Source organism: Kribbella sp. NPDC050470, from assembly GCF_044458365.1.
Classification (GTDB): domain Bacteria; phylum Actinomycetota; class Actinomycetes; order Propionibacteriales; family Kribbellaceae; genus Kribbella.
In genome coordinates, this window is record NZ_JBITHV010000008.1 from 56,195 (window position 1) to 81,870 (window position 25,676).

Annotated in this window: 26 protein-coding genes; 13 read left to right on the forward strand and 13 right to left on the reverse strand. The window is 69.3% G+C overall.

From position 1 onward, the window contains the following. Positions 1-41 precede the first annotated feature (41 nt). The 5 genes from cobT to ACIBGM_RS24315 are packed head-to-tail and all read left to right on the forward strand — an operon-like array spanning position 42 to position 4,257. Positions 42-1,082 (forward strand): nicotinate-nucleotide--dimethylbenzimidazole phosphoribosyltransferase, encoded by a 1,041-nt coding sequence (gene cobT, locus ACIBGM_RS24295; RefSeq protein ID WP_360533592.1) that lies wholly within the window; start codon positions 42-44, stop codon positions 1,080-1,082. Further along, positions 1,079-2,338, forward strand: coding sequence for a uroporphyrinogen-III C-methyltransferase (gene cobA, locus ACIBGM_RS24300; protein WP_360533595.1), 1,260 nt, complete (start codon positions 1,079-1,081; stop codon positions 2,336-2,338). Before cobT ends, cobA begins: the two co-directional genes overlap by 4 nt. Next, positions 2,335-3,144, forward strand: a complete 810-nt coding sequence (locus ACIBGM_RS24305) for an RNA methyltransferase (RefSeq protein ID WP_360533598.1) — start codon at positions 2,335-2,337, stop codon at positions 3,142-3,144. Before cobA ends, ACIBGM_RS24305 begins: the two co-directional genes overlap by 4 nt. A gap of 9 nt (positions 3,145-3,153) precedes the next feature. Continuing rightward, on the forward strand, positions 3,154-3,690 hold the full coding sequence (locus tag ACIBGM_RS24310) for a GNAT family N-acetyltransferase (RefSeq protein WP_360533601.1): 537 nt from the start codon (positions 3,154-3,156) through the stop codon (positions 3,688-3,690). A gap of 12 nt (positions 3,691-3,702) precedes the next feature. After that, positions 3,703-4,257 carry an AAA family ATPase gene (locus ACIBGM_RS24315; protein WP_360533604.1) on the forward strand — a complete coding sequence of 185 codons (555 nt, stop codon included), beginning with the start codon at positions 3,703-3,705 and terminating at the stop codon, positions 4,255-4,257. Between the two features lies 1 nt (position 4,258). Here the strand turns inward: ACIBGM_RS24315 and def are convergent, their stop codons facing one another. Both def and ACIBGM_RS24325 read right to left on the reverse strand, forming a co-directional pair. Beyond that, the gene (def, locus tag ACIBGM_RS24320) at positions 4,259-4,864 is read right to left on the reverse strand and encodes a peptide deformylase (protein WP_360533607.1); all 606 of its coding nucleotides are present in this window, start codon (positions 4,862-4,864) and stop codon (positions 4,259-4,261) included. Between the two features lie 65 nt (positions 4,865-4,929). Then, a complete protein-coding gene (locus ACIBGM_RS24325; protein WP_360533611.1) occupies positions 4,930-5,745 on the reverse strand; it encodes an LLM class F420-dependent oxidoreductase in 816 nt (271 codons plus the stop codon). Positions 5,746-5,821: 76 nt separating this feature from the next. Between ACIBGM_RS24325 and ACIBGM_RS24330 the strand changes: the two genes are divergently transcribed. Next, positions 5,822-7,240, forward strand: a complete 1,419-nt coding sequence (locus tag ACIBGM_RS24330) for an ATP-binding protein (RefSeq protein WP_360533614.1) — start codon at positions 5,822-5,824, stop codon at positions 7,238-7,240. A gap of 29 nt (positions 7,241-7,269) precedes the next feature. Here ACIBGM_RS24330 and ACIBGM_RS24335 read toward each other — a convergent pair whose 3' ends face one another. Next, positions 7,270-10,095 carry a DUF3376 domain-containing protein gene (locus ACIBGM_RS24335; RefSeq protein ID WP_396386842.1) on the reverse strand — a complete coding sequence of 942 codons (2,826 nt, stop codon included), beginning with the start codon at positions 10,093-10,095 and terminating at the stop codon, positions 7,270-7,272. 150 nt (positions 10,096-10,245) lie between these two features. On the opposite strand from ACIBGM_RS24335, the gene ACIBGM_RS24340 reads away from it, so the two are divergent. Further along, entirely contained in the window at positions 10,246-11,226 is a 981-nt protein-coding gene (locus ACIBGM_RS24340; RefSeq protein WP_360533620.1) for an SMP-30/gluconolactonase/LRE family protein, read from the forward strand. Here ACIBGM_RS24340 and ACIBGM_RS24345 read toward each other — a convergent pair. Next, positions 11,210-11,710 (reverse strand): glycosyltransferase, encoded by a 501-nt coding sequence (locus tag ACIBGM_RS24345; RefSeq protein WP_360533623.1) that lies wholly within the window; start codon positions 11,708-11,710, stop codon positions 11,210-11,212. The two genes, ACIBGM_RS24340 and ACIBGM_RS24345, sit on opposite strands and share 17 nt — an antisense overlap. 113 nt (positions 11,711-11,823) lie before the next feature. Further along, positions 11,824-13,596 (reverse strand): BCCT family transporter, encoded by a 1,773-nt coding sequence (locus ACIBGM_RS24350; protein ID WP_360533626.1) that lies wholly within the window; start codon positions 13,594-13,596, stop codon positions 11,824-11,826. Positions 13,597-13,725: 129 nt separating this feature from the next. On the opposite strand from ACIBGM_RS24350, the gene ACIBGM_RS24355 reads away from it, so the two are divergent. After that, the gene (locus tag ACIBGM_RS24355) at positions 13,726-14,580 is read left to right on the forward strand and encodes an LLM class flavin-dependent oxidoreductase (protein WP_360533629.1); all 855 of its coding nucleotides are present in this window, start codon (positions 13,726-13,728) and stop codon (positions 14,578-14,580) included. Here ACIBGM_RS24355 and ACIBGM_RS24360 read toward each other — a convergent pair. Both ACIBGM_RS24360 and ACIBGM_RS24365 read right to left on the reverse strand, forming a co-directional pair. Next, entirely contained in the window at positions 14,561-15,049 is a 489-nt protein-coding gene (locus tag ACIBGM_RS24360; protein WP_360533632.1) for a DUF6328 family protein, read from the reverse strand. The genes ACIBGM_RS24355 and ACIBGM_RS24360 overlap by 20 nt on opposite strands. 97 nt (positions 15,050-15,146) lie before the next feature. Next, positions 15,147-15,350 (reverse strand): cold-shock protein, encoded by a 204-nt coding sequence (locus ACIBGM_RS24365; RefSeq protein ID WP_360533635.1) that lies wholly within the window; start codon positions 15,348-15,350, stop codon positions 15,147-15,149. Positions 15,351-15,785: 435 nt separating this feature from the next. Here ACIBGM_RS24365 and ACIBGM_RS24370 point away from each other — a divergent pair, with 435 nt between their 5' ends. After that, positions 15,786-16,061, forward strand: coding sequence for a protealysin inhibitor emfourin (locus ACIBGM_RS24370; protein ID WP_360533638.1), 276 nt, complete (start codon positions 15,786-15,788; stop codon positions 16,059-16,061). On the opposite strand, the gene ACIBGM_RS24375 is transcribed toward ACIBGM_RS24370, so the two are convergent. Genes ACIBGM_RS24375 through ACIBGM_RS24390 form a run of 4 tightly spaced genes read right to left on the reverse strand, consistent with a single transcriptional unit; the run spans position 16,058 to position 18,640 of the window. Continuing rightward, positions 16,058-16,426, reverse strand: coding sequence for a family 20 glycosylhydrolase (locus tag ACIBGM_RS24375; protein WP_396386843.1), 369 nt, complete (start codon positions 16,424-16,426; stop codon positions 16,058-16,060). The two genes, ACIBGM_RS24370 and ACIBGM_RS24375, sit on opposite strands and share 4 nt — an antisense overlap. Then, on the reverse strand, positions 16,390-16,668 hold the full coding sequence (locus ACIBGM_RS24380; protein WP_360533644.1) for a glycoside hydrolase family 20 zincin-like fold domain-containing protein: 279 nt from the start codon (positions 16,666-16,668) through the stop codon (positions 16,390-16,392). The genes ACIBGM_RS24375 and ACIBGM_RS24380 overlap by 37 nt, the downstream gene beginning before the upstream one ends. Positions 16,669-16,695: 27 nt before the next feature. Then, entirely contained in the window at positions 16,696-17,460 is a 765-nt protein-coding gene (locus ACIBGM_RS24385) for a fructosamine kinase family protein (RefSeq protein WP_396386844.1), read from the reverse strand. Then, positions 17,429-18,640 carry an MFS transporter gene (locus tag ACIBGM_RS24390; protein ID WP_360533650.1) on the reverse strand — a complete coding sequence of 404 codons (1,212 nt, stop codon included), beginning with the start codon at positions 18,638-18,640 and terminating at the stop codon, positions 17,429-17,431. The genes ACIBGM_RS24385 and ACIBGM_RS24390 overlap by 32 nt, the downstream gene beginning before the upstream one ends. A 51-nt stretch (positions 18,641-18,691) precedes the next feature. On the opposite strand from ACIBGM_RS24390, the gene ACIBGM_RS24395 reads away from it, so the two are divergent. Continuing rightward, positions 18,692-19,324 (forward strand): CGNR zinc finger domain-containing protein, encoded by a 633-nt coding sequence (locus ACIBGM_RS24395; RefSeq protein WP_360533653.1) that lies wholly within the window; start codon positions 18,692-18,694, stop codon positions 19,322-19,324. A 179-nt stretch (positions 19,325-19,503) separates the two neighbouring features. Further along, positions 19,504-19,920 carry a VOC family protein gene (locus tag ACIBGM_RS24400; RefSeq protein WP_360533656.1) on the forward strand — a complete coding sequence of 139 codons (417 nt, stop codon included), beginning with the start codon at positions 19,504-19,506 and terminating at the stop codon, positions 19,918-19,920. A gap of 60 nt (positions 19,921-19,980) precedes the next feature. Here ACIBGM_RS24400 and ACIBGM_RS24405 read toward each other — a convergent pair whose 3' ends face one another. Next, positions 19,981-20,727, reverse strand: a complete 747-nt coding sequence (locus ACIBGM_RS24405; RefSeq protein ID WP_360538109.1) for a phytanoyl-CoA dioxygenase family protein — start codon at positions 20,725-20,727, stop codon at positions 19,981-19,983. Between the two features lie 70 nt (positions 20,728-20,797). Here ACIBGM_RS24405 and ACIBGM_RS24410 point away from each other — a divergent pair, with 70 nt between their 5' ends. Continuing rightward, on the forward strand, positions 20,798-21,613 hold the full coding sequence (locus tag ACIBGM_RS24410; protein WP_360538111.1) for an AraC family transcriptional regulator: 816 nt from the start codon (positions 20,798-20,800) through the stop codon (positions 21,611-21,613). A gap of 92 nt (positions 21,614-21,705) precedes the next feature. Then, a complete protein-coding gene (locus ACIBGM_RS24415) occupies positions 21,706-24,507 on the forward strand; it encodes a BTAD domain-containing putative transcriptional regulator (RefSeq protein WP_360538113.1) in 2,802 nt (933 codons plus the stop codon). Here ACIBGM_RS24415 and ACIBGM_RS24420 read toward each other — a convergent pair. After that, a complete protein-coding gene (locus tag ACIBGM_RS24420; RefSeq protein ID WP_396387064.1) occupies positions 24,483-25,481 on the reverse strand; it encodes a PQQ-binding-like beta-propeller repeat protein in 999 nt (332 codons plus the stop codon). The genes ACIBGM_RS24415 and ACIBGM_RS24420 overlap by 25 nt on opposite strands. Positions 25,482-25,676 lie beyond the last annotated feature (195 nt).

Sequence of the window (25,676 nt, forward strand, 5' to 3'; positions counted from 1 at the left end):
AGATGCGAAGATCGGACCAGGCGACGAGTGGAGGACGTGCGGTGGAGGAGTACCTGGCCCGGATCGGCCCGGCGGACGCGGTGGCGATGCGGGCTGCCGCGGAGCGTCAGCTCGCGTTGACGAAACCGGCCGGTTCACTTGGCGTGCTGGAGGAGTTGTCGGTCCAGGTGGCCGGGATGACCGGCACTTGCCCGCCCGCCGTACCGGCGCCGGCCGTGGTGACCGTCTTCGCGGCCGACCACGGCGTCCACGCACAGGGCGTGTCGCCCTGGCCGCAGGAAGTGACCGCCGCGATGCTGGCGAACTTCGCCGCCGGCGGCGCCGCGGTCAACGCTTTCGCGGCGAACAACCGGGTCGACGTCCGCGTGGTCGACGTCGGCGTGGCGGCCGACGTGGACGAGTTGGACATCGTGCACGCCAAGGTCCGCCCCGGCACCCGCGACCTGTCCGTCGAGCCGGCCCTGACCGAGGACGAGGTGATGGCGGCGATCGCGGTCGGCTTCGACCTCGCGAACACCCTGGTCAAGGACGGCTACCGCTGCCTCCTGACCGGCGACATGGGCATCGCGAACACGACCGCCTCGGCCGCCTTGATCGCGACCTTCACCGGCTCGACCGCGGACGTGGTCACCGGCCGCGGCACCGGCATCGACGACGCCACGCTCGCCCACAAGACCAAAGTGATCGCGGAGGCTCTCGCGCACCACGACGTACCGGCGACGGAGCCGCTCAAGGCCCTCGAGGCGTACGGCGGCCTCGAACACGCAGCCCTGGCCGGGTACATCCTGGGCGCCGCGGCCAACAAGGTCCCGGTCATCCTCGACGGGGTGATCGCGGGCGCCGCCGCCCTGGTCGCGCAGGCGTTCCATCCGGCCGTGATCGACTACTGCGTCGCCGGCCACCGCTCGGCCGAGGCGGGCCACGCGATCGCGCTGAAGACGCTCGGCCTGCAGCCGCTGGTAGACCTCGATATGAGGCTGGGCGAGGGGACAGGCGCGGTGGTGGCGTACCCGATCCTGACCTGCGCCGTCCGCGCGCTCGGCGAGATGGCCACCTTCGAGTCCGCTGGGATCAGCTCGTGACGAGTCAGTACCTGTCCGGCCTGGTGCTCGAGGGACGCCGCGTGGTCGTGGTCGGCGGCGGCGGTGTCGCCCAGCGACGGCTGCCGCGGCTGATCGAGTCCGGCGCGCAGATCGACCTGATCTCCCCGGCGATCACCCCGACCATCGAGGGCCTGCTCTCCAACCCGTCGCTGACCTGGGTCGAGCGCGGCTATCAGTACGGCGACCTCGACGGAGCCTGGTACGTCGTCGTGGCGTCCGACGACTCCGATGTCAACGACCGGGTGTCGGCCGAGGCCGAGGAGCGCCGGATCTTCTGCGTGCGGTCCGACGACCGGTCCAGGGCGACTGCGTGGACGCCCGCGTCCGGGCAGCACGACAACGTGACGATCGGCGTGCTTGGTGGTGGTGATCACCGGCGTTCGGCCGCGGTCCGGGACGCGATTCTGGAGGAACTGCGCTCGGGTGCGTTGGCTGCGCGCGAGGTCGACAGGCGGCCGGGTGTCTATCTCGTGGGTGGGGGACCGGGGGATCCGGATCTGATCACGGTCCGCGGGCGCAGGTTGCTCGCCGAGGCCGACGTCGTCGTGGCGGACCGGCTGGCGCCGCAGCAGTTGCTGGACGAGTTGCACCCGGACGTGGAGCTGTTCGATGCGGCCAAGTTGCCTCGGGGGCGGGCGGCTCAGCAGGAGGAGATCAACCGGATCCTGGTCGATCGCGGTCGGCAGGGGAAGGTCGTCGTACGGCTGAAGGGCGGCGATCCGTACGTGTTCGGTCGCGGCTTCGAGGAGGCGCTGGCCTGCGCGGAGGCCGGCGTGCCGTGGACGGTCGTGCCGGGGATCACCAGTTCGATCTCGGTGCCGGCGGTGTCCGGGATCCCGGTGACGCATCGCGGCGTGACGCATGAGTTCACCGTGGTGTCGGGTCACATCCCGCCGTCGCATCCGGACTCGCTGATCAACTGGGACGCGCTGGCGCAGCTGTCCGGCACGCTGGTCCTGCTGATGGCGGTCGAGAACCTGCCTGCGATCACCGAGCGGCTGATCGCCGCCGGTCGCCCGGCGAGCACCCCGGCCGCAGCCATTGCCGACGGCACCCTTCCGGGTCAACGGATGGTGACGTCCGACCTGGCCGGGATCGCCGACACGATGCAGGAGGCAGGCGTCGGAGCGCCCGCGATCGTTGTCATCGGCAACGTAGTCGAGGTCGCAGCACAAGTCGGCGGCGCTGCCGCCGCGGAGCCGGGTGCGGGAGCGGAGGCGGGCGGGGCGGGATGAGTCGGCTCGTGGGGGTGGAGGATGCGGGGGACGAGCGGCTGGCTGATTATGTGCGGTTGCGGGAGGTGAACCTGCGCCGGCTCCTCGAGGAGGAGCACGGGCTGTTCATTGCCGAGGGCGACAAAGTGATCCGCCGGGCCGCGGAGGCCGGTTTCGAGCCGCGCTCGTTCCTGCTCGCACCGCGCTGGCTCGACTCCCTGCACGACGTACTCGCGAAATGGCCCGACACCCCCGTGTACGTCGTCTCCGAGGAGTTGGCCGAGCAGGTCACCGGCTTCCACGTGCACCGCGGCGCGCTCGCGTCGTACCGGCGTCAACCGGCCGTCCCGCTGCCCGACTTGCTGACGAACGACGTACGACGGATCGCGATCTTCGACGACATCGTCGACCACACGAACGTCGGCGCCGGGTTCCGCGCCGCCGCCGCGATGGGCGTCGAGCTCGTGCTGGTCACGCCGACCTGCGCGGACCCGCTGTACCGGCGGTCGATCAAGGTCTCGATGGGCACGGTCTTCCAGGTCCCGTGGACCCGGCTCACGTCCTGGCCCGGCGACCTGGACACCCTGCAGGACCGCGGGTTCGTCGCGGCCGCGTTCGCGCTCACCGACGACTCGATCAGCCTCGACGACCTGGTCGCCCGCCGCGACGACCGGCTCGCGCTGATCTTCGGCACCGAAGGGCACGGCCTCAAGCCGCACGTGCTCGAAAAGGCAGATCTGACCGTGCGCATCCCGATGGCTGGGGGTGTTGACTCCCTGAACGTGGCATCCTCGGCCGCAGTCGCCTTCTACGCGACGCGACGTTAAGGGGGAGTCATGCGTACGACGGAACGCCTGCTGCTGCGCCCGTTCCGCGACGACGACCTGGAGCCGTGGGCCGCGTTGAACACGGATGCCGAGGTGATGAAATACCTCGGGAAGCCGTTGAATCGGCAGGAATCGGACCGGATCGCGTCGGGCGTCAACAAGCGGTTCGCCTCGGACGGCACCGGGTTCCTGGCGATCGAGCGCCGTACCGATGGTGCCTTCGTCGGCGCCTGCGGGCTGCAGTTCACGCCGTGGTACCCGGACGACTTCGAGATCGGCTGGCGACTCGCCCGCGCGTACTGGGGACACGGTTACGCGACTGAAGCGGCGGCGTCCTGGCTGGAGTACGGGTTCACCACGCTGGGGCTCCCCCGCGTCATCTCGGTCACGGACACGCCGAACCTGCGCAGCATCGGCGTGATGCGCCGGCTCGGCATGAGCTTCGACCACGAGGCGAGGCTGGAGGAGGACGGCGAGCAGTTCGACGCCACCATCTACTCGATGACGGCCGCGGCCTGGAGTGCGAGAACCGGTGGACGCGGGTGATCTGATGGGGGCATGCCGAAGGTAGTGCTCGTCACCGGGATGCAGGCCGCGGGGAAGTCGACGATCGCGCCGCTGCTCGCCGCTCGGCTCGGACCGCCCGCCGCGACGCTCGACGGTGACGTGTTCTACCGCGGCGTCGTCGCCGGCGCCGACATCATGACGCCCGATCCGTCGCCAGAGGCGCTACGTCAGCTGCACCTCCGGTACGACGCTTCCGCGCTGATCGCTCAGCACTACGCCGACGCCGGGTTCGACTTCGTCTGCAGCGACAACATCTTCGAGGACGACGTCGAGCGCTGGTTCGGCCGGCTGCACGACGTCGATCCGTACTTCGTCATGCTGACCCCGTCGGTCGAGTCCGTCGTGGAACGCGAGCTCGCCCGCGGCGGCAACAACGCCTACCGCGACTGGCAGGACGCCGACGGCGGCCTGATCAACGCCGTCCGGGCCTTCCAGACGTACGTCGACAACACCCCACGCCGAGGCCTCTGGCTCGACACCACCAACCTGACCCCGGACGAGTCGGTCGAGGCGATCCTCGCGGACCTGGACAAGGCCCGCTGGTAGGTCAGGTCGCCGGGGTGCCTTCGTGGTCGGTTTCGTGTTCGATCATGGGGGAGACGGGCCAGTCGGCGGGGTAGTCGGGGGCCAGCTCCTCGGCTTCGCCGAACAGGCGCTTGCGGTACTTGCGGGAGAGCCGGTCGCCGAAGACGGTGCCCTGGGTGTGGTCGGTCTCGTGCTGCAGGCAGCGGGCCAGCAGGCCGGTTCCCTCGAAGGAGACCGGCTCGCCGTGCTGGTCGAGGCCGGTGACCCGAGCGAAGTCGGGACGGGCGCACTTGGTGAAGGCGCCCGGCAGTGACAGGCAGCCCTCGTCGCCCTCGTCGAGGCGGCGGTCCTTGCCCTCGGGCAGCTCGATGACCGGGTTGCAGACGACGCCCTGGACCCGGTTCCCGTCCTTGTCCGGGCAGTCGAACACGAACACCTGCAGGTCCACGCCGACCTGGTTCGCGGCCAGTCCGACACCCTCGGCCGCGTTCATCGTGGCGACCATGTCCGCGATCAGCGTCTGGAACTCGTCCCCGAAGTCGGTCACGGGCTGGTTGATCCGGTGCATGACGTCCTCACCCCACCGGGTGATAGGCCGCACCGAACCGTTCTCAGGCAACGTAGACATGCCGGAAATCCTATCGACTCCGGCGACCACCCTGCCGGGTGGCTCGCGCCACCCGGCAGCGGCTGCTACTTGGCGTTGACCTCGTCGCGCCAGGCGACCCACTCGCGAAGCAGGCCGAGGTCGTAGTCGGGCCCCGACGAGTGCACGGTGAACAGCCGGGTGCCGACGTCGAGGAACTTCTTGCCGACGTCCTCGGGCTTCTTGTCGCCGACGCCCACCGAGCGCTCGATCTCGCCCGGGTCGCGGCCGATCGTCCGGCAGTGTTCGTCCAGTACGGCGTGCTTGTGCGCGATCGTCTCGGCGTCGCCGAAACCGTGCCAGATGTTCGCGTGCTGCGCGACCAGCTTCAGCGTCTTCTTCTCGCCGCCGCCGCCGATCAGCACCGGGATGTCCCGGGTCGGGCGCGGGTTGAGCTTGGCCCACCGCTTCTCGATCCGCGGCAGCGCCTCGCCGAGCGCGTCCAGCCGGCCGCCCGCCGTACCGAACTCGTAGCCGTACTCGTCGTAGTCCTTCTCGAACCAGCCCGAGCCGATGCCGAAGATCAGCCGGCCCTCGCTGATGTGGTCGACCGTGCGGGCCATGTCGGCCAGCAGGTCGGGGTTGCGGTAGGAGTTGCACGTGACCAGGGCGCCGAACTCGATCCGCTCGGTCGCCTCCGCCCAGGCGGCGAGCATGGTCCAGCACTCGAAGTGCAGGCCCTCCGGCTCACCGGACAGCGGGTAGAAGTGGTCCCAGTTGAACGCCACGTCGACGCCGATCTCCTCGGCCGCGGCCACGGTCCGCCGGATGTCGGCGTACTGGGCGTGCTGGGGCTGGACCTGCAGGCCGATCCGGACCGGGAAGGCGGCGTACGGACGGTCGGTGGACTCGGAATCTGTCATGGTGGAGATCCTATCCGGCTTTTCGGAGGACCCTCCGGATCAGGCCGGTATCCGAACGAGGCGGGGGTAGTGCGGGATGGAGAACGGCGACGAGATCGACGAGTTCGCGCGACTGTTCACCGGGTTCCTGGAGCGGATGCAGCAGCATCGCCGCGCGGGCGACCGGGAGAACCTGCTGGACCGGTTGCGGGCGCATCTCGGCGCCGACCCCGACCAGCTGCCGGTGGTGTCGTCGAGCTTCGCGCCGTACGACCTGCCGAACGTGCAATTCGCGATCGAGGCATGGTTCGACTCGTTCGAGTTGATCGGGCTGGCCGGGTCGAACCGCGGTCACCACTCGCTCGGTGAGGTGCTGGAGCTCGCGCAGTACGACCGGTTCGGCATCGGGTCGGTCGACTACGAGCGGCTGCCGATCGACGTGGACGAGGAGATGGACTGCGTCTCGTTCGGGTTCTACCTCGGGGTGCGGGGTTCGGAGCGGTACGTCGCGCTGCTGCGCTCGGCGAATCCGCAGTACGGGCGGATCCGGGTCGATCTGGAGGTGCTGGCGACCGGGAAGGCGGACAGCTTCCTCGATGCGCTGCCGGAGCTGATCCGGAAGAACAACATCTTCCGCGGGAAGGTGGTCTCTTTCGAGGGGCACGAGTTCGGGCAGGGGGTCGGGCCGTTCCGGCTGCATCCGCGGCCGGGCATCACGCGGGCGGACGTCGTACTGCCGGCCGGGGTCTTGGAGCGGGTCGAGCGGGAGGTGATCGGGATCGCCGACCATCGGCAGACGCTGCTGGACGCGGGTCAGCACTTGCGGCGCGGCGTGCTGCTCTACGGGCCGCCTGGGACCGGGAAGACGCACACCGTGCGGTACCTGCTGTCGCGGTTGCCGGCGTTCACCGTCGTACTGCTGGCGGGGACGAGCATCGGGTTCATCTCGCAGGCGTGTGCGTTGGCGCGGTTGCTACAGCCTGCGCTGATCGTGCTGGAGGACTGCGACCTGGTGGCCGAGGCCCGCGACTACTCGCGCGGGATGGAGAACCCGCTGCTGTTCCAGGTGCTCAACGAGATGGACGGTCTCGCGGAGGACGCCGACGTCGCCTTCCTTCTCACCACCAACCGCGCCGATCTCCTGGAGCCGGCGCTCATGCAACGCCCCGGCCGCGTCGACCTCGCCGTCGAGGTACCTCTGCCGGACGCCGACGGCCGCGCCCGCCTCCTGCACCTCTACGGCCCCGGCCTCGACCTCAGCCCCGACGTCATCGACCAGATCGTCACCCAGACCGAAGGCACCACCGCCTCCTTCACCAAAGAGCTGGTACGCCGAACCATCCTGCTGGCAGCCGAGTCAGGCACACCCCCCGACGCCGACCACCTCCGCAAGGCAACCGCCGAGCTCCTCTCGTCCCAAGACGCCCTGACCCGCCGCCTCCTCGGCGCCACCAACGGCGAAACCCCCGACTACACCCCACCTCCGCCGGCCGGCCCCGCCCTCTACCCGGGCTGACCGCGAGGGGTGTCTGTGCGGTCCAGCCGTCAGGGCTGTGGCCTCAGCCACCGTTCGAGTCGCACCTGAATCCAGTCGCGCAGGGACGTCCGGGTGCTGTTCAGTCGCGCCACCAGTACTCCAAGCGCCAGCCCGACCAGCAGGGCTGCGGATCCTAGGCCGGCGAGCACCACAACCCACCACGAGGCATCGCCTCCCAGCAGCGCCGCGAGTAGCAACGCGGCGCCGAGCAGAGCAGCAGCGAACCAGACCGCGGAGCGCAGTAGTGCCACCGCGCCGCCTTGTGCGCGGGCGGACTTCACCTGGCCTGCCGTCAGGACGCTCCACACGAGATCGCGCGTCGGCTCGGTGAACCACCGGACGAGTTGCTCCAGGGTGCTGTTGCTCCTGGTCTCGCGGCCTGCGACGACCTTGATCCACTGCCCGGGTCGCTTGCCGAGACCACCCGAGACGTGCACCAGTCGGTCGCCTAGACCGGTGGTGGTCGACGCTGGCTTGTTGCGGTCCTGGTCAGCATCGTTGAGCGCATCGATCATCCGGCCCAGTCCACCCCAGACGGAGGCGGACAGGAAGTCATCCCGCAGGCTGTGAAGCCGTTTGGCGACCGCTACGTCTTCCCAGTTCTCGGCAGCCAGTACTTCGCGTTGGGTTGCACCTACCCACTCCTCCGCTGCCTGGGCGTCTTGACCTGCGTGCAGCAGCGTGCCGATGTGCGCGACCGCGTGCAGCCGGCCCATCAGCCAGTCCCAACGACGCCAGTCTGCCGCTCCGAACGCGCCGAAGTGACCGACCTGTGTCCCATACAGGATCCGGTCGCCCAGATCGGTGGCAAGTTTCCGATCCGGAGCGCTCAGCACAGGCAACGCGACGTCCGGACCAAGCCGAACGAAGCGGAATGGGGCACTGCGCCGATCGGGTGTGCGGGACGACGTGCAGCGGGAGACCACCTCCGTCGCGAGTGCCAATTCGACCAGGTCCGCGCCGTCTGGGATGGATTCCTCGAGTCGGCGGATCTCCTGGCCCAGTGCCTCGGGCACCCGGTGATCGGAGAAGATGCGGTTGAGCGCGGTGGCGACTTGGACCTCGGGTGTCCGGGTGGTCAGTTGCGCTGCCTTGACGGCCGGAGTAAGTGCCTCCCGAACGGCGAGGATGTTGCGCAGCACCTCGCTGGCCTTCGAGATGTCGTCCTCCAGTTCGGGGACCGAACGGGGACGGCTCAGGTCGCCGACCTTGGCGGCGTTGAACGCGTCGGCCAGGTTGGACCGCAGCCACCGCAGGACCAGACGCGTCACCCGTTCGGCCGGGCCGAGACCCCACGGCCACACCACCTGTCCGCTGGTCGCGACGAGCGTCGGGGCAACTGCGGCGCCTTCAGGCGGTGTCCAGGTCAGATCCAGCTTGAGGATCTCCTTGACCGCCTCGTCCGAGACTGCGGCGGCCTTGTCGAGCACTGTCGTGCGTCCGGATCTGGAGACCGTGACTGCTTCCCATACACCACCTGCCGCGCGGCCCCGGGTGTAGGTGGGCTGTAACTGCTCGGCCGCGAGCATGACCCGCGCCCGCTCCATGGGGTCATGACATGCCTTGTTGAACAGGCGTTGCGTATCGGACCAACTGGCGTCGGCGTCCAGCAGCAGCCGCTCCAAATCCTCCATGTCAGATCGAAAGTCCACCTCACGGGGGAACTGGATCGCTGAACCGGCAGTCTGCTTCCAAGACGGCTCGTCGTCGGACACCGCGGTGGTCGCCTTGCCGACTCCGGAGGACGGAACGACGTACACCAAGTACCGGCTGGCATGGCTCTCGACCTCGCTGCGGGACACCGTTTCCAGCACTGGGCCGAACGGCGCGTTGTCGAGTACCCCGCCGTCCATCAGCCACGACGGCGCCGTGTCGGTCCGTCGTGGCCGCTCGCGAGGTGGCCGTACTTTGTTCAACTCGTCGTCCTCGTTGACCGGCGCGAACGCGACCGGGAACGACGCCGACGCCCGCGCGGCGCGGGCCAGGAGGCTGGTGTCGCCGAACTGGGCGCCGGGATCCGGTGGCGCGGGGAACTCGATCGATCTACGGTCATAAATTCTCGGCAGGTCGGTGGTGAATCGGTACAAGAACCGGTGATCGGCCACGTCGAACGGCGTGCCGGCGTAGTCGTAGGCATCAAATCCCTGCTCGCCCAGTCCGGAGGCGGTGGTGAATAGAGTCACCGGATGGTTTGCGGTCGGTGTGCGTTTATCGGCCAAGCACGTCAGCAGTCGGGTGGCCTCCTGCAAAAAGAATCTGCCGTTCAGCACCGAACCGGTTCGTTCGCCGGCATTGTCAGGCAGTAACTTCGTCGCCTCCAATGCCCCCAGTTCGCGCCACTGCTCGCGTAGCCACGGACCACGAGTCTTGACGTCGGCTCCATCGGTCGGGTCGAGGGTTGCGTCGTGAGCGATCGCCGTTGCCAGCATCACCCCGTTCAAACCGCCGGCACTCGTGCCGGCGATCACGTCGATGACCAATCGCCGTTGCTCGTACCCCTGCTCCGGGCGCAGCAACTGCTGCCAGCGGGCGGCCACCTTCTCGTCGTACGGTTGCGCCGGAGGTGCACCCGGCGTGCTCGCGCGGCGGATCAGGTCGAGTTCGTGCGTGACGCCAGCCATCCACACCGCCAAGCTGACGCCGCCATTCATCACCAGTGCGATCCGAATCTCATGCTCGGCCATCTCGCTCCCCCTTATGAGCCCCCTTGACATCCACGTGTACTCGCGTTCGCCAGAAACTTCCAGAACGAACCTGAAACAGCACAATTCCGTGCGCAGTACGAAGCATTCCACGGCAACAGCCGACCCCGCGATAAAGCGTTTGCTGATCATGCTCCCCGGAAGTTCTGGTAGGCAGAATTTCTTGAGCAACGGTTGTGGTGGGGATCGGGTGGAGATGGCTGACGGCGCAGGGTTCAGGGGTCCCTCAGCGCGCCGGAGCGTGCGGTTACACACCGGGGGGAGGAGCGCTAGGGTCGGCGCATGAAGTCGTCGATTTCGCCTGTGCGATGGACTCCGCCTGCTGCGCCGCCGAAGCGTGAGCCGACCCGGATCGAGGTGCAGACGGTCGCGTTGCCGGGGGACGGGCCGGAGGACACGCTGATCGACGAAGACGGCAGCGTGCTCACCGGGCTGTACGACGGTCGCATCCTGCGGGTCAGCGCGGACGGCAAGACAATCACGACGCTCGCCGACACCGGCGGGCGGCCGCTGGGGCTGGAGTGGCTGCCGGACGGGAAGGTGCTGATCTGTGACGCCAACCGCGGGCTGCTGACGCTCGACAAGGACGGCCGGATCGCGACGCTGCTGTCCGAGGTCGACGGCCGGCCGATGCGGTTCTGCAACAACGCGGACATCACCCCGGACGGGACGATCTACTTCACCGACTCGTCGACGCGGTTCGGCATCGACGAGTGGATGGCGGACCTGCTCGAGCACTCCACGACCGGGAGCGTGTACCGCCTCACCCCGGATGGCGAGCTGACGCGGCTGACCACGGGCCGGGGCTTCCCGAACGGCGTGGCGCTGAGCGGCGACCGTCGTACGCTCTTCTGGGCCGAGTCGGCGACGTACGGGCTCTACAAGCTCGACCTGACGACCGACGGTGCGGAGCCGGAGCTGGTCGCGGCGATCCCGGGGTTGCCGGACAACATCGCGCGCGGGTCCGACGGACTGATCTGGGTGACGATCGGCTCGCCGCGGAACGCGCTGCTCGACTTCCTGCTGCCGAAGCAGCCGTTCCTGCGGACATTGGTGTGGAACCTGCCCGAGGCGCTGAAGCCCAAGGCGGCCGACATCATCGAGATCCAGGCGTACGACGACAACGGCACGCTGGTGCACGACCTCCGCGGCCACCACCCGAACTTCCACATGCCCACCGGAGTCCGCGAACGCGACGGCCACGTCTGGCTGGGCAGCATCGGCACCAACGCCCTGGCCACCTTCCCTACCCCCACCCGCTGAACGCGCCGCCGCCGGCTGGGTAGCCGACGACGAGGCAGCCGGCCGACAACGGTTCGGCGACGGGCAGGCCGAAGCCTTCGGAGATGCCGAGCGCGATGAAGACCGACGTCTCGCCGAGGGCTTCCGCGACCTGCTCCTCGGTCAGGCCGGAGAGCGGTAGGAGCTCGACATCCTGCGTGCGCGCGTCGTTGCGGAGGATCCGCTCGAGGACGGTCGACTCCAACGGGCGACGGCGCGGCATCCAGGCGATTCGCCGTACGGCGCGATGGCCGGGACGGAAGAGGTCGCTGTCGACGGGGTTGGGGATGTGGCTGAGGGGCAGGTGCGGGTGGACTCGGGCCAGTACGTCGATGCTCTCCCGGGAGACGGCCCAAACGTGCGGCGCGGGGGCCCAGCCCGGATAGTTGTCGGTGTGGGCGATGACTCGCACGCCGCCGCCGGGTGCCTCCGGCTCCTTGACTGCGTAAATGACGCGGCCGCTCACGTGGTGGTAACCAGAATGCGCATGGCCGGGATGCCTAACGGTTGCCAGGGGCAAACGGCCCGACGCACAAGCGCCGGCCAGGTCCTCGCCTGGCCGGCGCTCGTTCCCACAGCTCAGGGCTTGGGAGGTGGAACCTCGTCCTGGGGTTGTGGGGACTCCGGTACGTCGGTGCCGGGGGTGTCGTGGCCGTTGCCGGCGACGACCAGAGTGAAGTCGTCGCCGTGGTTGCTGACACCTTCGATGACTGCTGCCTCGACCGCCTCCGAGCCGATCGCATGCCGCAGCATCAGCGGATCCGTGCGCAGGTCCTTGGCCAGCGCGACCGCGAGCCCGACCATGACCAGCGCGAACGGAAGCGCGGCCACGATGGTCAGGTTCTGCAGGCCTTGAAGTGCCTCGGACCCGCCACCGCCGACCAGCAGCATCACCGCCGCGACGGCGCCGGTGAGCACGCCCCAGAAGATGACGACCGGCTTGCGGGGTTCGATCGCGCCGCGTTCGGACAGCGTGCCCATCACGATGGACGCGGCGTCTGCGCCGGAGACGAAGAAGATCGCCACCAGGACCACGACCACGATCGTCGTCACCGCGGCCAGCGGAATGTGGTCGAGCACCCCGAACAGCTGGCCCTCGGTGGTGGACTGCCCGGCGACGTCGACCCCGTTGCGCTGCAGGTCGATCGCCGTACCGCCGAAGATGCAGAACCAGACCAGGCTGACCAGCGACGGCACCAGCAGCACGCCGGTGACGAACTGCCGGATCGTGCGCCCGCGGCTGATCCGCGCGATGAACATCCCGACGAACGGCGTCCAGGAGATCCACCAGGCCCAGTAGAAGACGGTCCAGCCGGACAGCCACTCGGACATCGCGTCGCCGCCGCTGGCCTCGGTCCGGGCCGCCATCTCGGCCAGGTCGCGGAAGTAGTCGCCGATCGCGGTCGGGACCAGGTTGAGGATCAGCACGGTCGGGCCGGCGACGAAGACGAAGAACGCCAGGACGACGGCCAGCACCATGTTGATGTTGGACAGCCACTGGATGCCCTTCGCGACACCGGACACCGCGGACGCGACGAACGCCGCGGTGAGTACGGCGATGACGCCGACCAGCAACGCGTTACCGGTCTTGTCCAGCCAGCCCAGGATCTGCACGCCGGAACCGATCTGGAGCGCGCCCAGGCCGAGCGACGCGGCCGAGCCGAACAGCGTCGCGAAGATCGCGAGCCCGTCGATCACCTTGCCGATCGGTCCCTCGGTCCGGCGGCCGAGCAGCGGCGCGAACGCGGAGCTGATCAGCTGCGAGCGGCCGCGCCGGAAGGTGCCGTAGGCAATGGCTATCCCGACGACGGCGTAGATCGCCCACGGGTGCAGGGTCCAGTGGAACAGCGTGGTCGCCATCGCCGTCTGCAGCGCGGCGGACGAGCCGGCCTCGACTGTTCCCGGCGGCGGGCTGGTGAAGTGGGTCAGCGGTTCGCTGACGCCGTAGAACATCAGGCCGATGCCCATGCCGGCGCTGAACATCATCGCCACCCAGGACACGGTCTTGAACTCGGGCTCCTCGTCGTCGCGCCCGAGCGGGATCCGCCCGTACCGGCCGGCCGCCAGCCAGAGCACGTAGACGACGAAGGCGGAGGCCAGCAGGACGAACAGCCAGCCGGTGTTGGTCTCGACCCAGGTCAGGGCCGAGGTGGACGCCGTACCGAGACCGGTGGCGTCGGCGAAGCCCCAGGCGACGAAGGCCAGGGCGATGACCGCGGTGACGCCGAAGACGACGCGGTCGAGGCCGGAGCCGCGACTTCGGCTGCCGGGCGGAGGAGGTGCTGCGATGGCAGGGTGTTGTGCATGGTCGGGATTCGTGTTCTCTGCCGGGCTGTCGACATCGATCGCCACAGGTGAATCACGCCTCGCTTCGGCGCGCCTCCGTTTCCTTTTGGTAGGGGACTGCCTGACGACCGTGCCGAAGTTCGTGGCAAAACGCAACAATCGTGGTTTCGGCCACACTGTGGTTAGGGTGCGCTCATGCGATTCGGGATCACCATCCTGCCGGAGTACCGGTGGAGCGAGGCGGCGCCGCGGTGGCGGCGGGCGGAGGAGCTCGGGTTCGACCATGCCTGGACCTACGACCACCTGACCTGGAGCGGCCTGCAGGACGCGCCCTGGTACGGGACGACGCCGACGCTGACCGCGGCCGCAATGGTCACCTCGACGATCAAGCTGGGCACGTTCGTGACCTCGCCGAACTTCCGGCACCCGCTCGCGCTGACCCGCGACATCCTGGCGCTGGACGACGTCTCCGGCGGCCGGTTCCTGTGCGGGGTCGGCTCGGGCGGCGGGATCGACACCACGATCCAGGGCGGCCCGGAGCTCAGCCCCCGGCAGAAGGTGGACCGCTTCGAGGAGTTCGTCGTACTGCTGGACAAGCTGCTGACGACCGACGGCGTCGACTTCAAGGGCGAGTACTTCGAGACGCGGAACGGCCGGACGCTGCCGGGGTGTGTGCAGCAGCCGCGGGTGCCGTTCATCATGGCGGCCAACGGCCCGCGGTCGCTGCGACTGGCGACCAGGTACGGCGCCGGCTGGGTGACCACCGGGATCAAGTCAGCGGACTTCGACACCTGGTTCGCCACGGTCGTCGACCTGAGCCACCGCCTGGACGACGTACTCGAAGGTCAGCCGCTCGACCGCTACCTGGCGCTCGACTCCGCCCGCTTCTCGCTGAGCAGCGTCGACGCCTTCGAAGACGTCGTCGGCCGCGCCGCCGCCCTCGGCTTCACCGACGTCATCACCCACTGGCCCCGCCTGGAAGGCGTCTACGCCGGGTCGGTCGACGTGCTCGAGAAGGTGGCGGCTGAGGTCATTCCCCGTTGGCGTTAGCGCGGACCCAGGCGGGGATGACGTACCAGAAGACGGTGAACCAGGCGAGCACGATCGCGGTGATCACGATCGCGACCGAGCGGGAGAGTACGACGTCCAGCGCCAGCAGCACGCCGCCGGCCATCGCGATGACGAGGAAGATCATGCCGGCCGAGGCCATGTGACCGGCGATCGGGAGCATCCGGTCGCGCAGCTTCTGCCGGTAGACGACGCGGTGGAACGACACCGGCGCGAGGAACAGGCCGACGGCCAGGGCGGAGGCGATCAGGGTGCCGGCGTACACGTCGTGGGTGAACGAGTCGGCCTCCTGGAACTTGGCCTGGAAGGCGATGCTCAGCAGGAACGCGAACAGGATCTGGGTACCGGTCTGGGCCAGCCGGAGCTCCTGCAGCAGCTCGTTCCAGTGCCGGTCGAGCCGCTCGGTCCTGTGCTCGCCGTCCCGGTCGTACCCAGCCTCACTGTCGGTCATGTCCTTGACGGTACCCGCGGCGAAACGGTAAAGGGGCCGCACACCGGTGAGTGTGCGGCCCCTTCACTTCAGTTTCTCGAAGGGTGATCTGAACGGATCAGATCGGGCGGATGTTCTCCGCCTGCAGGCCCTTCTGGCCCTGGGTGATCTCGAACTCGACCCGCTGGTTCTCGTCCAGCGAACGGAAGCCCGACATCTGGATGGCCGAGTAGTGCGCGAACACGTCCGCGCCACCGTCATCCGGGGTGATGAAGCCGAAGCCCTTGTCAGCGTTGAACCACTTGACAGTACCGACAGCCATTTGTGTCTATCTCCTCGATGGCTTGTAACAATCCGCGACCCACACCTCATGGGCCACGCGTCGCCGAAAGGCCCCAGACGACAGACCGGCCATGCAGCACAGCAAAAGTCAGGGAGTCCAAAACTGCAACGCGATAACTGTAGCCGTTATCCGGCCGGGTGGTAGGGGTGACCGAGAACACGTGTCGCTAATAGTCGCCGGTCGCCACGTTCCGTGAACACCCCGAAACGCGCCCGGAACACCCCGCCGGGACCACGAAATCCCGCGCCGACCTGCTCGTTCGCCGCCGGGACCGGCGGCCGGGCGGTTCCAACGTGGGACTGCGCCCGGTACGCCGGGTGATGGACGCGCGAACCTGATCGATTTTTCGGGCGTGTCGCGCGCCTCTGGACAATCGTTGCGCAGACCGCGAGGGTGAGCCCGAAGGAGGCACGGTTGATCGTCACAGTGACCCGCAGCGGAGGCTTCGCCGGCCTGATGGCACACGGTGAGCTCGACACCACGTTCCAGCCCGACGCGGCCCGGCTGGAGGCCGCCGTCCGGGCGCTGGACCAGGGCAGGCTCGGTTCCGGGATACCCCAGCCGGACCGGTTCGTGTACCGGGTCGAGGTGCGTGACGCGCCGGGCTCGCCCGCCACGCACCTCACCGTCGCCGAGCAGGACCTCGACCAGACCACCGCCTGGCTGCTCGAACGGGTGCTGGAGACCTAGCGCCAGGCGATCTCCGGCGCGCGGTAGAAGTTCACGCTCAGCGCGTCCCACCGCGAGCCCTGACCGGCCAGCCGGTCCTTGTGCGTCGGCCAGTCGAGCGCGGACGCGGGGGACCAGCCGAGCTCGGCGATGCCCGGCAGCCGCGGGAAGGCCATGAACTCGACCTTGTCCACCTCGTCGAGCGTCTCCGACCACAGCGGCGCCTCGACCCCCGCGATGGCATCCGCAGGCAGGTCAGGGATGAGCGTGGACGGGTTCCAGCTGTAGGACTTCTCCACGCTCACCAGACCGGCCCAGGACAGCCCGTACGGGGTGTCCTTGTGGTACTTCATGTCCAGGTACGCACGGTTGGCCGGAGACAGCACGACCTTGGCCCCCCTGCGCCGCGGCTTGGCGTGCGAGGCCCTGCGACCGGGCGTCGTCGGTGCCCCAGTACGCGTACCGCGGTGAGTCGGAGATCGTCGTACCCGCGACACGGGCCGTTCTGCAGGGTGCCAGCGTCGGCCTTGGCTGGGAGCAGTTGGCGCAGAGTCGTGACGCCGCGGAACAGGCCCTCAGGCGTGGCCGCGGTGACAGCGACGCCGGAGCGGTCCGCGCGCTTGCTCACTCACTGGGTCAGGATCTTGCAAGGGTCTCAGCCATACTTGTGGGCCATCGCGATCGCCTGCGGTACGTAGCTCCCGCCGAACAGCACCACGTGGGTCAGCAGCGGGTGCAGCCGGTGCAGCCCGACCCGGTCCCGCCAGCCGTCCGCGAGCGGATGCACCTCGTCGTACGCGCGGAGCACTCGTTCGAGCTGTGGGAGCCCGAAAAGGCCGAGCATGGCCAGGTCGGTCTCACGGTGGCCGCCGTGCGCCGCCGGGTCGATCAGGTGGACGCCGTCGGTGCACCAGACGACGTTGCCCGACCACAGGTCCCCGTGGATCCGGCTCGGCGGGTCGGTCGGGTCGTCGTACGCCCCGGCTTCCAGGCGGATGCAGACCTGCTCGATCACCTGCAGCTGGTGCCCGTCGATCGTGCCCTGGTTGTACGCCGACCGCAGGTACGGCCGCAGTCGCAGGTTCGCGTAGAACTCGCCCCACGACTTCACCGGCTCCAGCGTGTGCGGCAGCCCGATCGTGCCGAGGTAGCCGTCGGTGTCCCAGCCGTCCGGCGGTACGCCGAAGTGCCGAGCGCCGGCGTCGTGCGTCACGGCCAGCCGACGGCCGAACTCGTCGGCCGCGGCACCGGTCGGTGGGGCGAGCTCGAGCCTGACCATGCTCAGATGACTGGGGGAGACGTCCAGGGGCTCCGCAACCGCCGCCCCACCGGGTACGGCGAGCCAGCGCAGGCCGGCCGCCTCGACCTCGAAGAAGCCCGGTGGCGCGTCATGCCGTCTCTTCACGAACTCGACAGCCATCCTCGCACTCTTGCATCAACCGGCGGCCGCGGGCCAGCACCGGCTCATCTGCCGTCATCGCCGTCAGCGCGAGGATCGCCAGCAGGCCGCCGACCAGGGCCACGCTGCGCACGCCGGTGTGGTCGAGCAGCACCCCGCCGATCAGCCCGCCGGCCGCGATCCCGACATTGAAAGCGACATTGGTGCCGGCCGAAGCGAGGTCCAGACTCCCCGGCGCCACGAGCAGCGTCCGGCTCAGGATGCCGACCGCCAGCATGCTGAAGGACATCCCGACGAGCGCGTACAGCAACACCGCCGGCGCCCGCTCGTGCCCGACCGAGTAGAGGGCCAGCAGCGATGCGCCGACCAGGGCCAGCGGCAGGACTACCGCCACCCACGGGTCCCGCTCGATGAGCCGGCCGATGAGCAGAGTCCCGGCCAGGCCGCCCAGCCCGCAGGCCAGCAGGATCGGGGCGAGCGCATCGGTGCCGAAGCCGCTGACGTCCAGCAGGAACGGCGTGACGTAGGTGTTGAACGTCAGGAAGCCCGCTACGCCGACAGCTGTGCTGGCCACGAGTACGGCGTAGCGACGCGTGCCATGAGCGCGTCCGCGGCTCGCTGTCGTCTGGTGTGCGCTGCCGCGAGGCAGGAGCGCCAGAACGGTCAGACCGGTCGCAGCCGCGAAGACGGCCATCAGGGCGAACGGCAGTCGCCAGCCGGCCTGCTCACCGAGCCAGGTGCCGAGCGGGATGCCGACGACCGGAGCGAGCGCGGAGCCGATGGACAGCCTGGCGACCACCCGGCCGTGGACTGCGGGCGGGAACAGGCTGGTCGCGATCGGGAAGATGATCGACCAGAACAGCGCATGCGACAGCGCCGTCAGCAGCCGCCCGACGAGCAGGACCTCGTACGTCGGCGCCGTCGCAGACACGGTCGCGCCGACGGCCATCAGGCCGAGCGTGGCGCCCAGGACGGGCCGGCGGGGGAGCCCGAGGGTGAGCCGGGCCAGCGGGATCGCGGTCAGCGCGACGAGCACGGCGTACCCGGTGACGAGCAGGCCGACGTCGGAGCGGGACCGGCCGAGGTCGTCCGCGATCACGGTCAGCAGGCCGATCGGCAGGATCTCGATCGTCACGTAGGAGAAGGTGCCGGCGCCGAGTACGGCGAGCACGGCCTGGGTTCGGCGGGACGTGTCGGACATGACGCCACCTGTGATTCCAGTAAAAGGGGTGATAGTGGTAGCATGTCACGTATGGCAGAAGACCGCAATGACGAACTCCGGATCGTCGGAGGGCATCCCGCCCTCGAGTTGGTGAACACGGTCGCGCCGCGGGTGGTCGGTGGCGCGGACGATCAGCGGGACTACATTCCAGGGCCTGAGGAGCTGCTGGCGTGGGGTCGCCGTACCGAGCTGCTCACCGAGGCTGAGGCGGATGCTGTCGGCTCCGCGTGGAGCGCTGCCCCTGGTGTGGCTGCGCAGGCGTTGCATGCGACGGTCGAGATCCGGGAGGCTGTCTACACGGCCCTGAGTCGGCGAGATCAGAGAGCCGAATTCGCTGCTGCGCTTGAGCTTCTGACGCTCCGTTGGTCGGCCGCCGCGGCGCGCTCGGTGCTCGTTCCAGGTGGTGCTGTCGCCGAGTTGATGGTCGGTACGTCGCCGGCGTCGATGATCCCGGATCGGCTGGTCAGCGCCGCGGTCGAGCTGCTGCGGACCGTCGACCTGCGGCAGCTCCGGGCCTGCCCGGTCGACGAGGGCGGCTGCGGCTTCCTGTTCCTCGACCGCAGCCGGAACGGGTCACGCCGCTGGTGCTCGATGCAGGACTGCGGGACTCAGGCGAAGATCCGCAAGCTCAGCGCCAAGCGCCGTTCTGCTTCCACTGTCTGACTGGTTAGCAGGTACGCTCACTGTCCGCGATCGTGTGACCCGTCAAGTAGGCGTGTCGAAAGATGCGAAGTGTCCGTCCGACCTGTCATCGTAGGCGGCCGGGCCTTCCGACCACGACGGGCCTGGCCGGTCCTGCCCCGGACAGGGGCGGGCAGTTGAAGAAAGAAGCTGGAGGACAGATGACGCAGGTGGCAGAGCAGCCGGGCAGTACTGCCGGGCGGCTCGGCTCGGTGGTGCTGGACTGCCCGGACCCACTCGAGCTCGCCCAGTTCTACTCGGCGCTGCTGGGGCTGGACATCGACGAGAACGGTGACGACGACTGGCGGAGCCTGACCGGCCCCGGCTCGTCGTTCGGGTTCTCGACGCTGGCCTTCCGGCGCTCGGAGGAGTTCGTGCCGGCGACCTGGCCCGGCACCGACGCGCAGGATCTCCATCTCGACCTCATCGTCGAGGACCTCTCCAGCGGTCACGCCAGCGTGACCGCGCTGGGGGCCGAACCGCTCGACCCCCTGGACCCACCCCCCGCCGAGAACGCTCGCGGCTGGCGGATCTACGCCGACCCCGCAGGCCACCCGTTCCGAATCTGCCTGGAGTAGGAACAACTGCCTGGATCGACAGCCCGCCCCGGCCACCCGGCCGGGGCGGGCTGCTGCTGTCTAGGTCCACTCGCTGCTGCCGGTGAAGGGGAAGTGGCGGCCCTCGACGTACCGGGGCCGGGGCTGATAGCTGTTCACGCCCGGCTCGCCGCGGAGGTGGAACGCGCTCGGGTACGGCGTCTCCGGGTCGGTGATCCGGGTCGAGGTCGGGATGTAGCGGATGGTCAGCCCGCAACGCCGGTTCGGCGAGGTGTTCGCGTTGCTGCCGTGCACGATGTTCGGGTGGTGCACCTCGACGTCGCCGGGCGCCAGCACCATGTCGACGGCCGCCGACTCGTCCACCTCGACCGCGATCTCCTTGCCCAGCACGCTCTCGACCTCGGTGTTGTCGCGCATCCCGGCCACCTCGGACCGGTGGCTGCCGGGGATGACCCGCACACAGCCGTTCTCCGGGGTGGAGTGGTCGACGGCCAGCCACAGCGTCACCACCTGCATCGGATCCAGCGGCCAGAACGCCGCGTCCTGGTGCCACAGCACCGGCTGCCCGGAGTACGGCGGCTTGGAAATGTAGTGCGACGCGAACAACGCGAGGTCCGGCCCGACGAACTCCGCGGCGATGTCGAGCAGCCGCTCGTCACTCACCAGCCGGACCCAGAACGGGTCGTCGCGCAGGTAGACGTGCCCGAGCTGCTCGGGCCGTACGTCGGGATGCCGCGCCTGCAGCCACTCGACATGGTCGTTCACTTCCTTGATCAGTTCCTGGTCGATGACGTCACGGAAGATGACATAGCCCTCGGTCTCGTACATGCCTCAATGCTGCGGTTGCCGGGAGGCGTCGTACTAGCAGCGAGCTGACGAGAACTTGTAGCGTGTTGATGTGGACCAGGTGCTGCGGTTCGAGTCGCACGCGTTCGGCCGGCCGTACCACGCGGCGCGGGTGCGGATCCCGGCGCGCGCCCGCGACACCGAGTTGCACACCCATGCGGACTTCCACGAGTTCATGGGCGTGGTCTCGGGTGAGGGCGAGCACCTGCTGACGACTGGCGTCGAGCGACTTCGCGCCGGTGACGTCGTTCTGGTCCGGCCAATGGATCGGCATGCCGTCCGCGGCTCGGCGCCGAGCGGCCTGGAGTTCATCAACGTGGCGTTCCCGAGCTCGGCCTGGCAGGGCTTCCTCGCCCTCACCAGGACCGATCCGGGCAGCGCACACCTGGCAGTTCATGCACCCGCCGCCATCGCGGTGTTCGAGCGCGCCCTCGAACGTTTCCAGGACAACCCCGGCCCGTACGACCTGATGCGGTTCTGGATCGACCTGCTCACCCTGGTCTCGCCGCACGACCCGTCGACCCGCCTGGGGACACCGGACTGGCTGGCCAAGGCCTGTACGGCGATGCGCGCCGAGGACAACCTCCGGGGCGGCGTGCCCAGACTGCTCGAGCTGGCCGGTGTCAGCCCGGCCCACTTGTCCCGATCGATGCGGGCGGCGTACGGCGTGACCCCGACGGACTTCGTCACCGACCTCCGCCTCGAGCACGCCTCATCGTTGCTGGCAGCAACAAACGACCCGGTCGCGGCGATCGCCGCCCGCTGCGGTTTCGCGAGCCAGTCGTACTTCAGCCGCTGCTTCGCCGCCGCCCACCGGCTCTCGCCGCGGGAGTTCCGCCGCCGCTCCCAGCGAGCCTTCGTCCCCTGAACCATCCACGGCCTGCCAGGCCGATCTGCTGCGGCGTTGAACCGCTGGGCGGGGTGATCCGTTGGTCTGGGTGACGACGGGAGGGGGCCCAGGTGCGGTTCAAGGTGCTCGGACCGCTGGAGATAAGGGATGGCCGGGGCGAGCCGGTGAGGCTGGGCTCGCCGAAGTTGCGTGCCGTCCTCGCGATCCTGCTCGTGAGCGCCAACCGTCCACTGACCGCGGGCCGACTGGTCGAGACGGTCTGGCCCGAGCGGCCGCCGCCGACCGCGATCGGAGCACTGCGCACCTACGTGTCGGCCCTGCGCCGCGACCTGCAGCTCAGCACCGGGCCAGGTGTCGTCGACGGCCGGCTGCCGCGGCTGGTGACTGATGCGGCCGGTTATCGGATGGACGTGACCGCCGCCGACCTCGACTTGTTGGCCTTCGAGGAGCTGACCAGCGGCGGCGAGCAGGCACTACGCGATGGGGACCCGCTGGCCGCCAGCCAGCAGCTGAGCAAAGGCCTGGCACTCTGGCGCGGCCGCCCGCTCGAGGACGTGCCCGTCGACGCCGACCCCGACGGCCGCCTTGTCGTGGCGGAGGAACGACGACTGGCCGCCAGCGAGACCCTGGTCGAAGCTCGGCTCGCTCTGGGCCAGCACACCGAGCTCACCACAGAGCTACGCGCCCTCGTAGAGGACAACCCGCTCCGAGAGCGCCTGTGGCAGCAGTGGATGCTCGCGCTCTACCGGTCCGGTCGGCAGGCCGATGCGCTCGCGGCCTACCGCCGTCTCCGCGACCGGCTGGCCAACGAACTCGGCACCGAGCCCGGCCGCGCCGTACGGGACCTGCACGAGCAGATGCTCGCCGCCGACCCGGTGCTCGACCTCCCCGATCACCTGTCGCTGGCAACGCGCACTGTGGTTCCGCGCCAGCTCCCGGCGGACGTGACCACCTTCACTGGCCGCCGTACCGAGCTGGCCGAGCTGACCGGTCTGCTGAAAGGCGACGCGGCCGTTGGGGCGGTCGACGGGGTGGCGGGGATCGGCAAGTCCGCCTTGGCCGTTCATGCCGCGCACCTCGTCGCGGCGAGCTTCCCGGACGGGCAGTTGTACGCCGACCTGTCCTCGGACGGTACGCCGATCGGGGTGCTCGGCCGGTTCCTGCGTGCGCTCGACGTACCTGATGCCGGGCGGTACGACCTGGACGAGGCCGCTGGCCGGTTCCGTGCGGAGACGGCGACGCGGCGCGTGCTCGTCGTACTGGACAACGCGGCTGACGCGGCGCAGGTGCGGCCGTTGCTGCCTGCTGGGCCGGCCTGCGCCGTACTGCTGACCAGTCGGCGGGTGCTGGCGACGTTGGACGGCGTACGACATCTGCATCTGCGTCCGCTGGCAGCCAGCGAGTCGCTGACGCTGCTGGGGCAGTTGGCTGGGTCTGACCGGATCGCGGCCGACCCAGCGGCCGCGCGGAAGCTGGTCGCGTTGTGCGGAGGCCTGCCGTTGGCAGTGCGGATCGCCGGTGCTCGGCTGGCGGCACGTCCCGCGTGGCCGGTCCGGACGCTGACTGATCGGCTCGCTGATACCCGCAGTCGCCTGGACGAGCTACTTGCGGGCGACCTCGACGTTCGCGCGTCGCTCCAGCTGAGCCATCGGTTGCTGGCCGCCGGGTCGGCCGCAGAACGCGAGGCTGCGGCGGCCTTTGGTCTGCTGGGCCTGCCCGACGCTGCCGACCTCAGTCCGCCGTTTGCGGAACGCCTGTTGGGCTCAGCGGACCCGACACCGGTGCTGGAGCTGCTGGTCGACGCACAGCTGCTGGAGAGCCCAGCGCCCGGTCGCTACCGACTGCACGAGCTGCTGCGCTTGCTGGCTCGTGAGGTCGCTGCAGGGCAGGACCTCGGTGCTGTGCTGACTAAAGCCATGCGCTGGCAGGTCGCGACCGTGTGGAACGGGTACGCGATGCTCCGCCCGGGCGACCCGCGCCTGCGCACCGCGGGGGAGTGGGCGGCGGGCGCTACGGCGTTCAGCGATGTGCGGGCGGCGTTGGACTGGTTCGAGACCGAGCGGGCGAACCTGCTGGCGACGGTCGAGCAGGCGGCGGCGACTGACGGCGTACCGGACGACATCCCGCTGCAGTTGGCGCGTGGGCTGTTCGCGTTCTTCCACATCAGAGGTCATCGGGCGGACTGGATCCGGCTCAACCAAACTGCGCTGGCGGTGGCACGCCGTACGCGGGACTCGTATGCCGAGGGCTTGGCGCATCGGGACCTGGGTGCGGCCTATGAGTTGCAGGGGGAGTACGACCAGGCTGTGGACCACCTGCGGGCCGCACTCCGGTTGTTCACCGAGGCTGTAGACCGCGCCTCGTGCCTGAACGGCCTAGGGACCGTCTACGACAGCCTCGGACGCTACGACCAGGCCGCAACGTGCCTGACCGAGGCCCTGTCCCTCGCTGGTGACCCGCACAGCAGAGGCATCTACCTGAACAACCTGGGTCCGGTGCTCGGACGACTCGGCCGGTACGACGAAGCACTCCGCTGTCTCGCGGAGTCCAGCACGATCTGGGCCGAGCTCGGCAACCGCCGCGGCCGCGCTGCGGCGTGGACGAACGTCGGCGAGGTGTATGAGGCCGCCGGCTCGCCAAGCGAGGCACTCGCCGGTTTCACACGGGGGTTGGCGATGTTCCGTGAGCTGGCCGACGAGGCGGGTCAGGCGCACTGCCTGACCCACCTCGGCATGACCCACCGCGACCTGGGCCACGTCGACCGGGCGCTCGAATGCCTGCGGTCCGCGCTGGCGATCTGCGAACGCACCGACGACCGGCGCGGTGCTGCGCAGTGCCTGCGGTTGCTCAGCGAGGCGCTGCAGCAGCCTGGACCGCATGGCAACGGTCAGCGTCTGAGCGCGAACGAATAGACGTTGCCGCCGCCGTTGTCGCCGTACGTCCCGGCGTAGACCTTGCCCTGCGCGACCACCGGGCCGGAGTCGACCGCACCGGACACCCGGCCGGACCACAGTCGTTGTCCGTTCGTGGCGCGTAGTGCATAGACGCTGCGGTCGTCCGACCCGACGTACACGACGCCGTTCGCGACCGCCGGCGAGGACATCACCACGCCACCGGTGCGGAAGCTCCACCGGATTGCGCCGGTCGCCGCGTCGAGCGCGAGCACTCGGCGGTCGTTGTTCGTGCCGATGTAGACCGTCCCGTTGGACACAGCCGGGGAGGACTGGAACGACGCGAGAATGTTCGTGCCGTACTGCGTCTTCCACCGCTGCACGCCGGTTGCTGCGTCCACGGCGTACACATGCCCGTCCCGCGAACCGAAGTACACCGTCCCGTCGACCACTGCCGGCGTCGACGAGTTGTGCCCACCGGTCGGGAACGACCACAGCACCGCGCCGGTCGCCTGGTCCAGGGCGTACAGCCGCTGGTTCAGCGACGCGGCGAAGACTTTGCCTTCAGCAACGGTCGGCGACGAGTAGAAGCCGGATCCGCGACCCCCGTTGGGTTCCGCGTCCCAGATCCGGGCGCCGGTGGCGGCGTCGAGCGCCAGCACCTGGTCCTCGGTCGTCGCGGCGTACAGGACCGATCCGGCCAGCGTCGGCGACCCGTTGATGTTGCTGATCGAGGCGCCGGTCCGCCACCGGGTCGCCCCGGTCACCGCGTCGAACGCCCAGATCTCGGCCGAGGGCCGGTTGATCCCCAGGTACACCACGCCGTCGCCGACCGCCGGCGAGGTGAACGTCCAGTCGCCGGTCAGCGCGCTGTCCGGCTTCGCCCACAGCGTCTGGCCCGTCGCCGCGTCGAGCGCGTGCAGCCGGCCGTCGAGCCCACCGACGTACAGCCTGCCGTCCGCCGTCGCAGGCGAGGACCAGACACTGCCCCCGATCTTTCGTCACCCACTGTTGCCGTAACCCGCTGACGGTCGACACCGACAGCGCGGTCTCGGCCGGGTTGACCCCCTGGTGCGCCGGCCCGTTCCGGAACTGGGTCCAGTCACCGACCGCCACGGCGCTCGCCGGGCCCGAAGCAACCAGCGGCGTCATCACAAGCGCAGCGAGCGCACACACCGCCCGCACCCTCA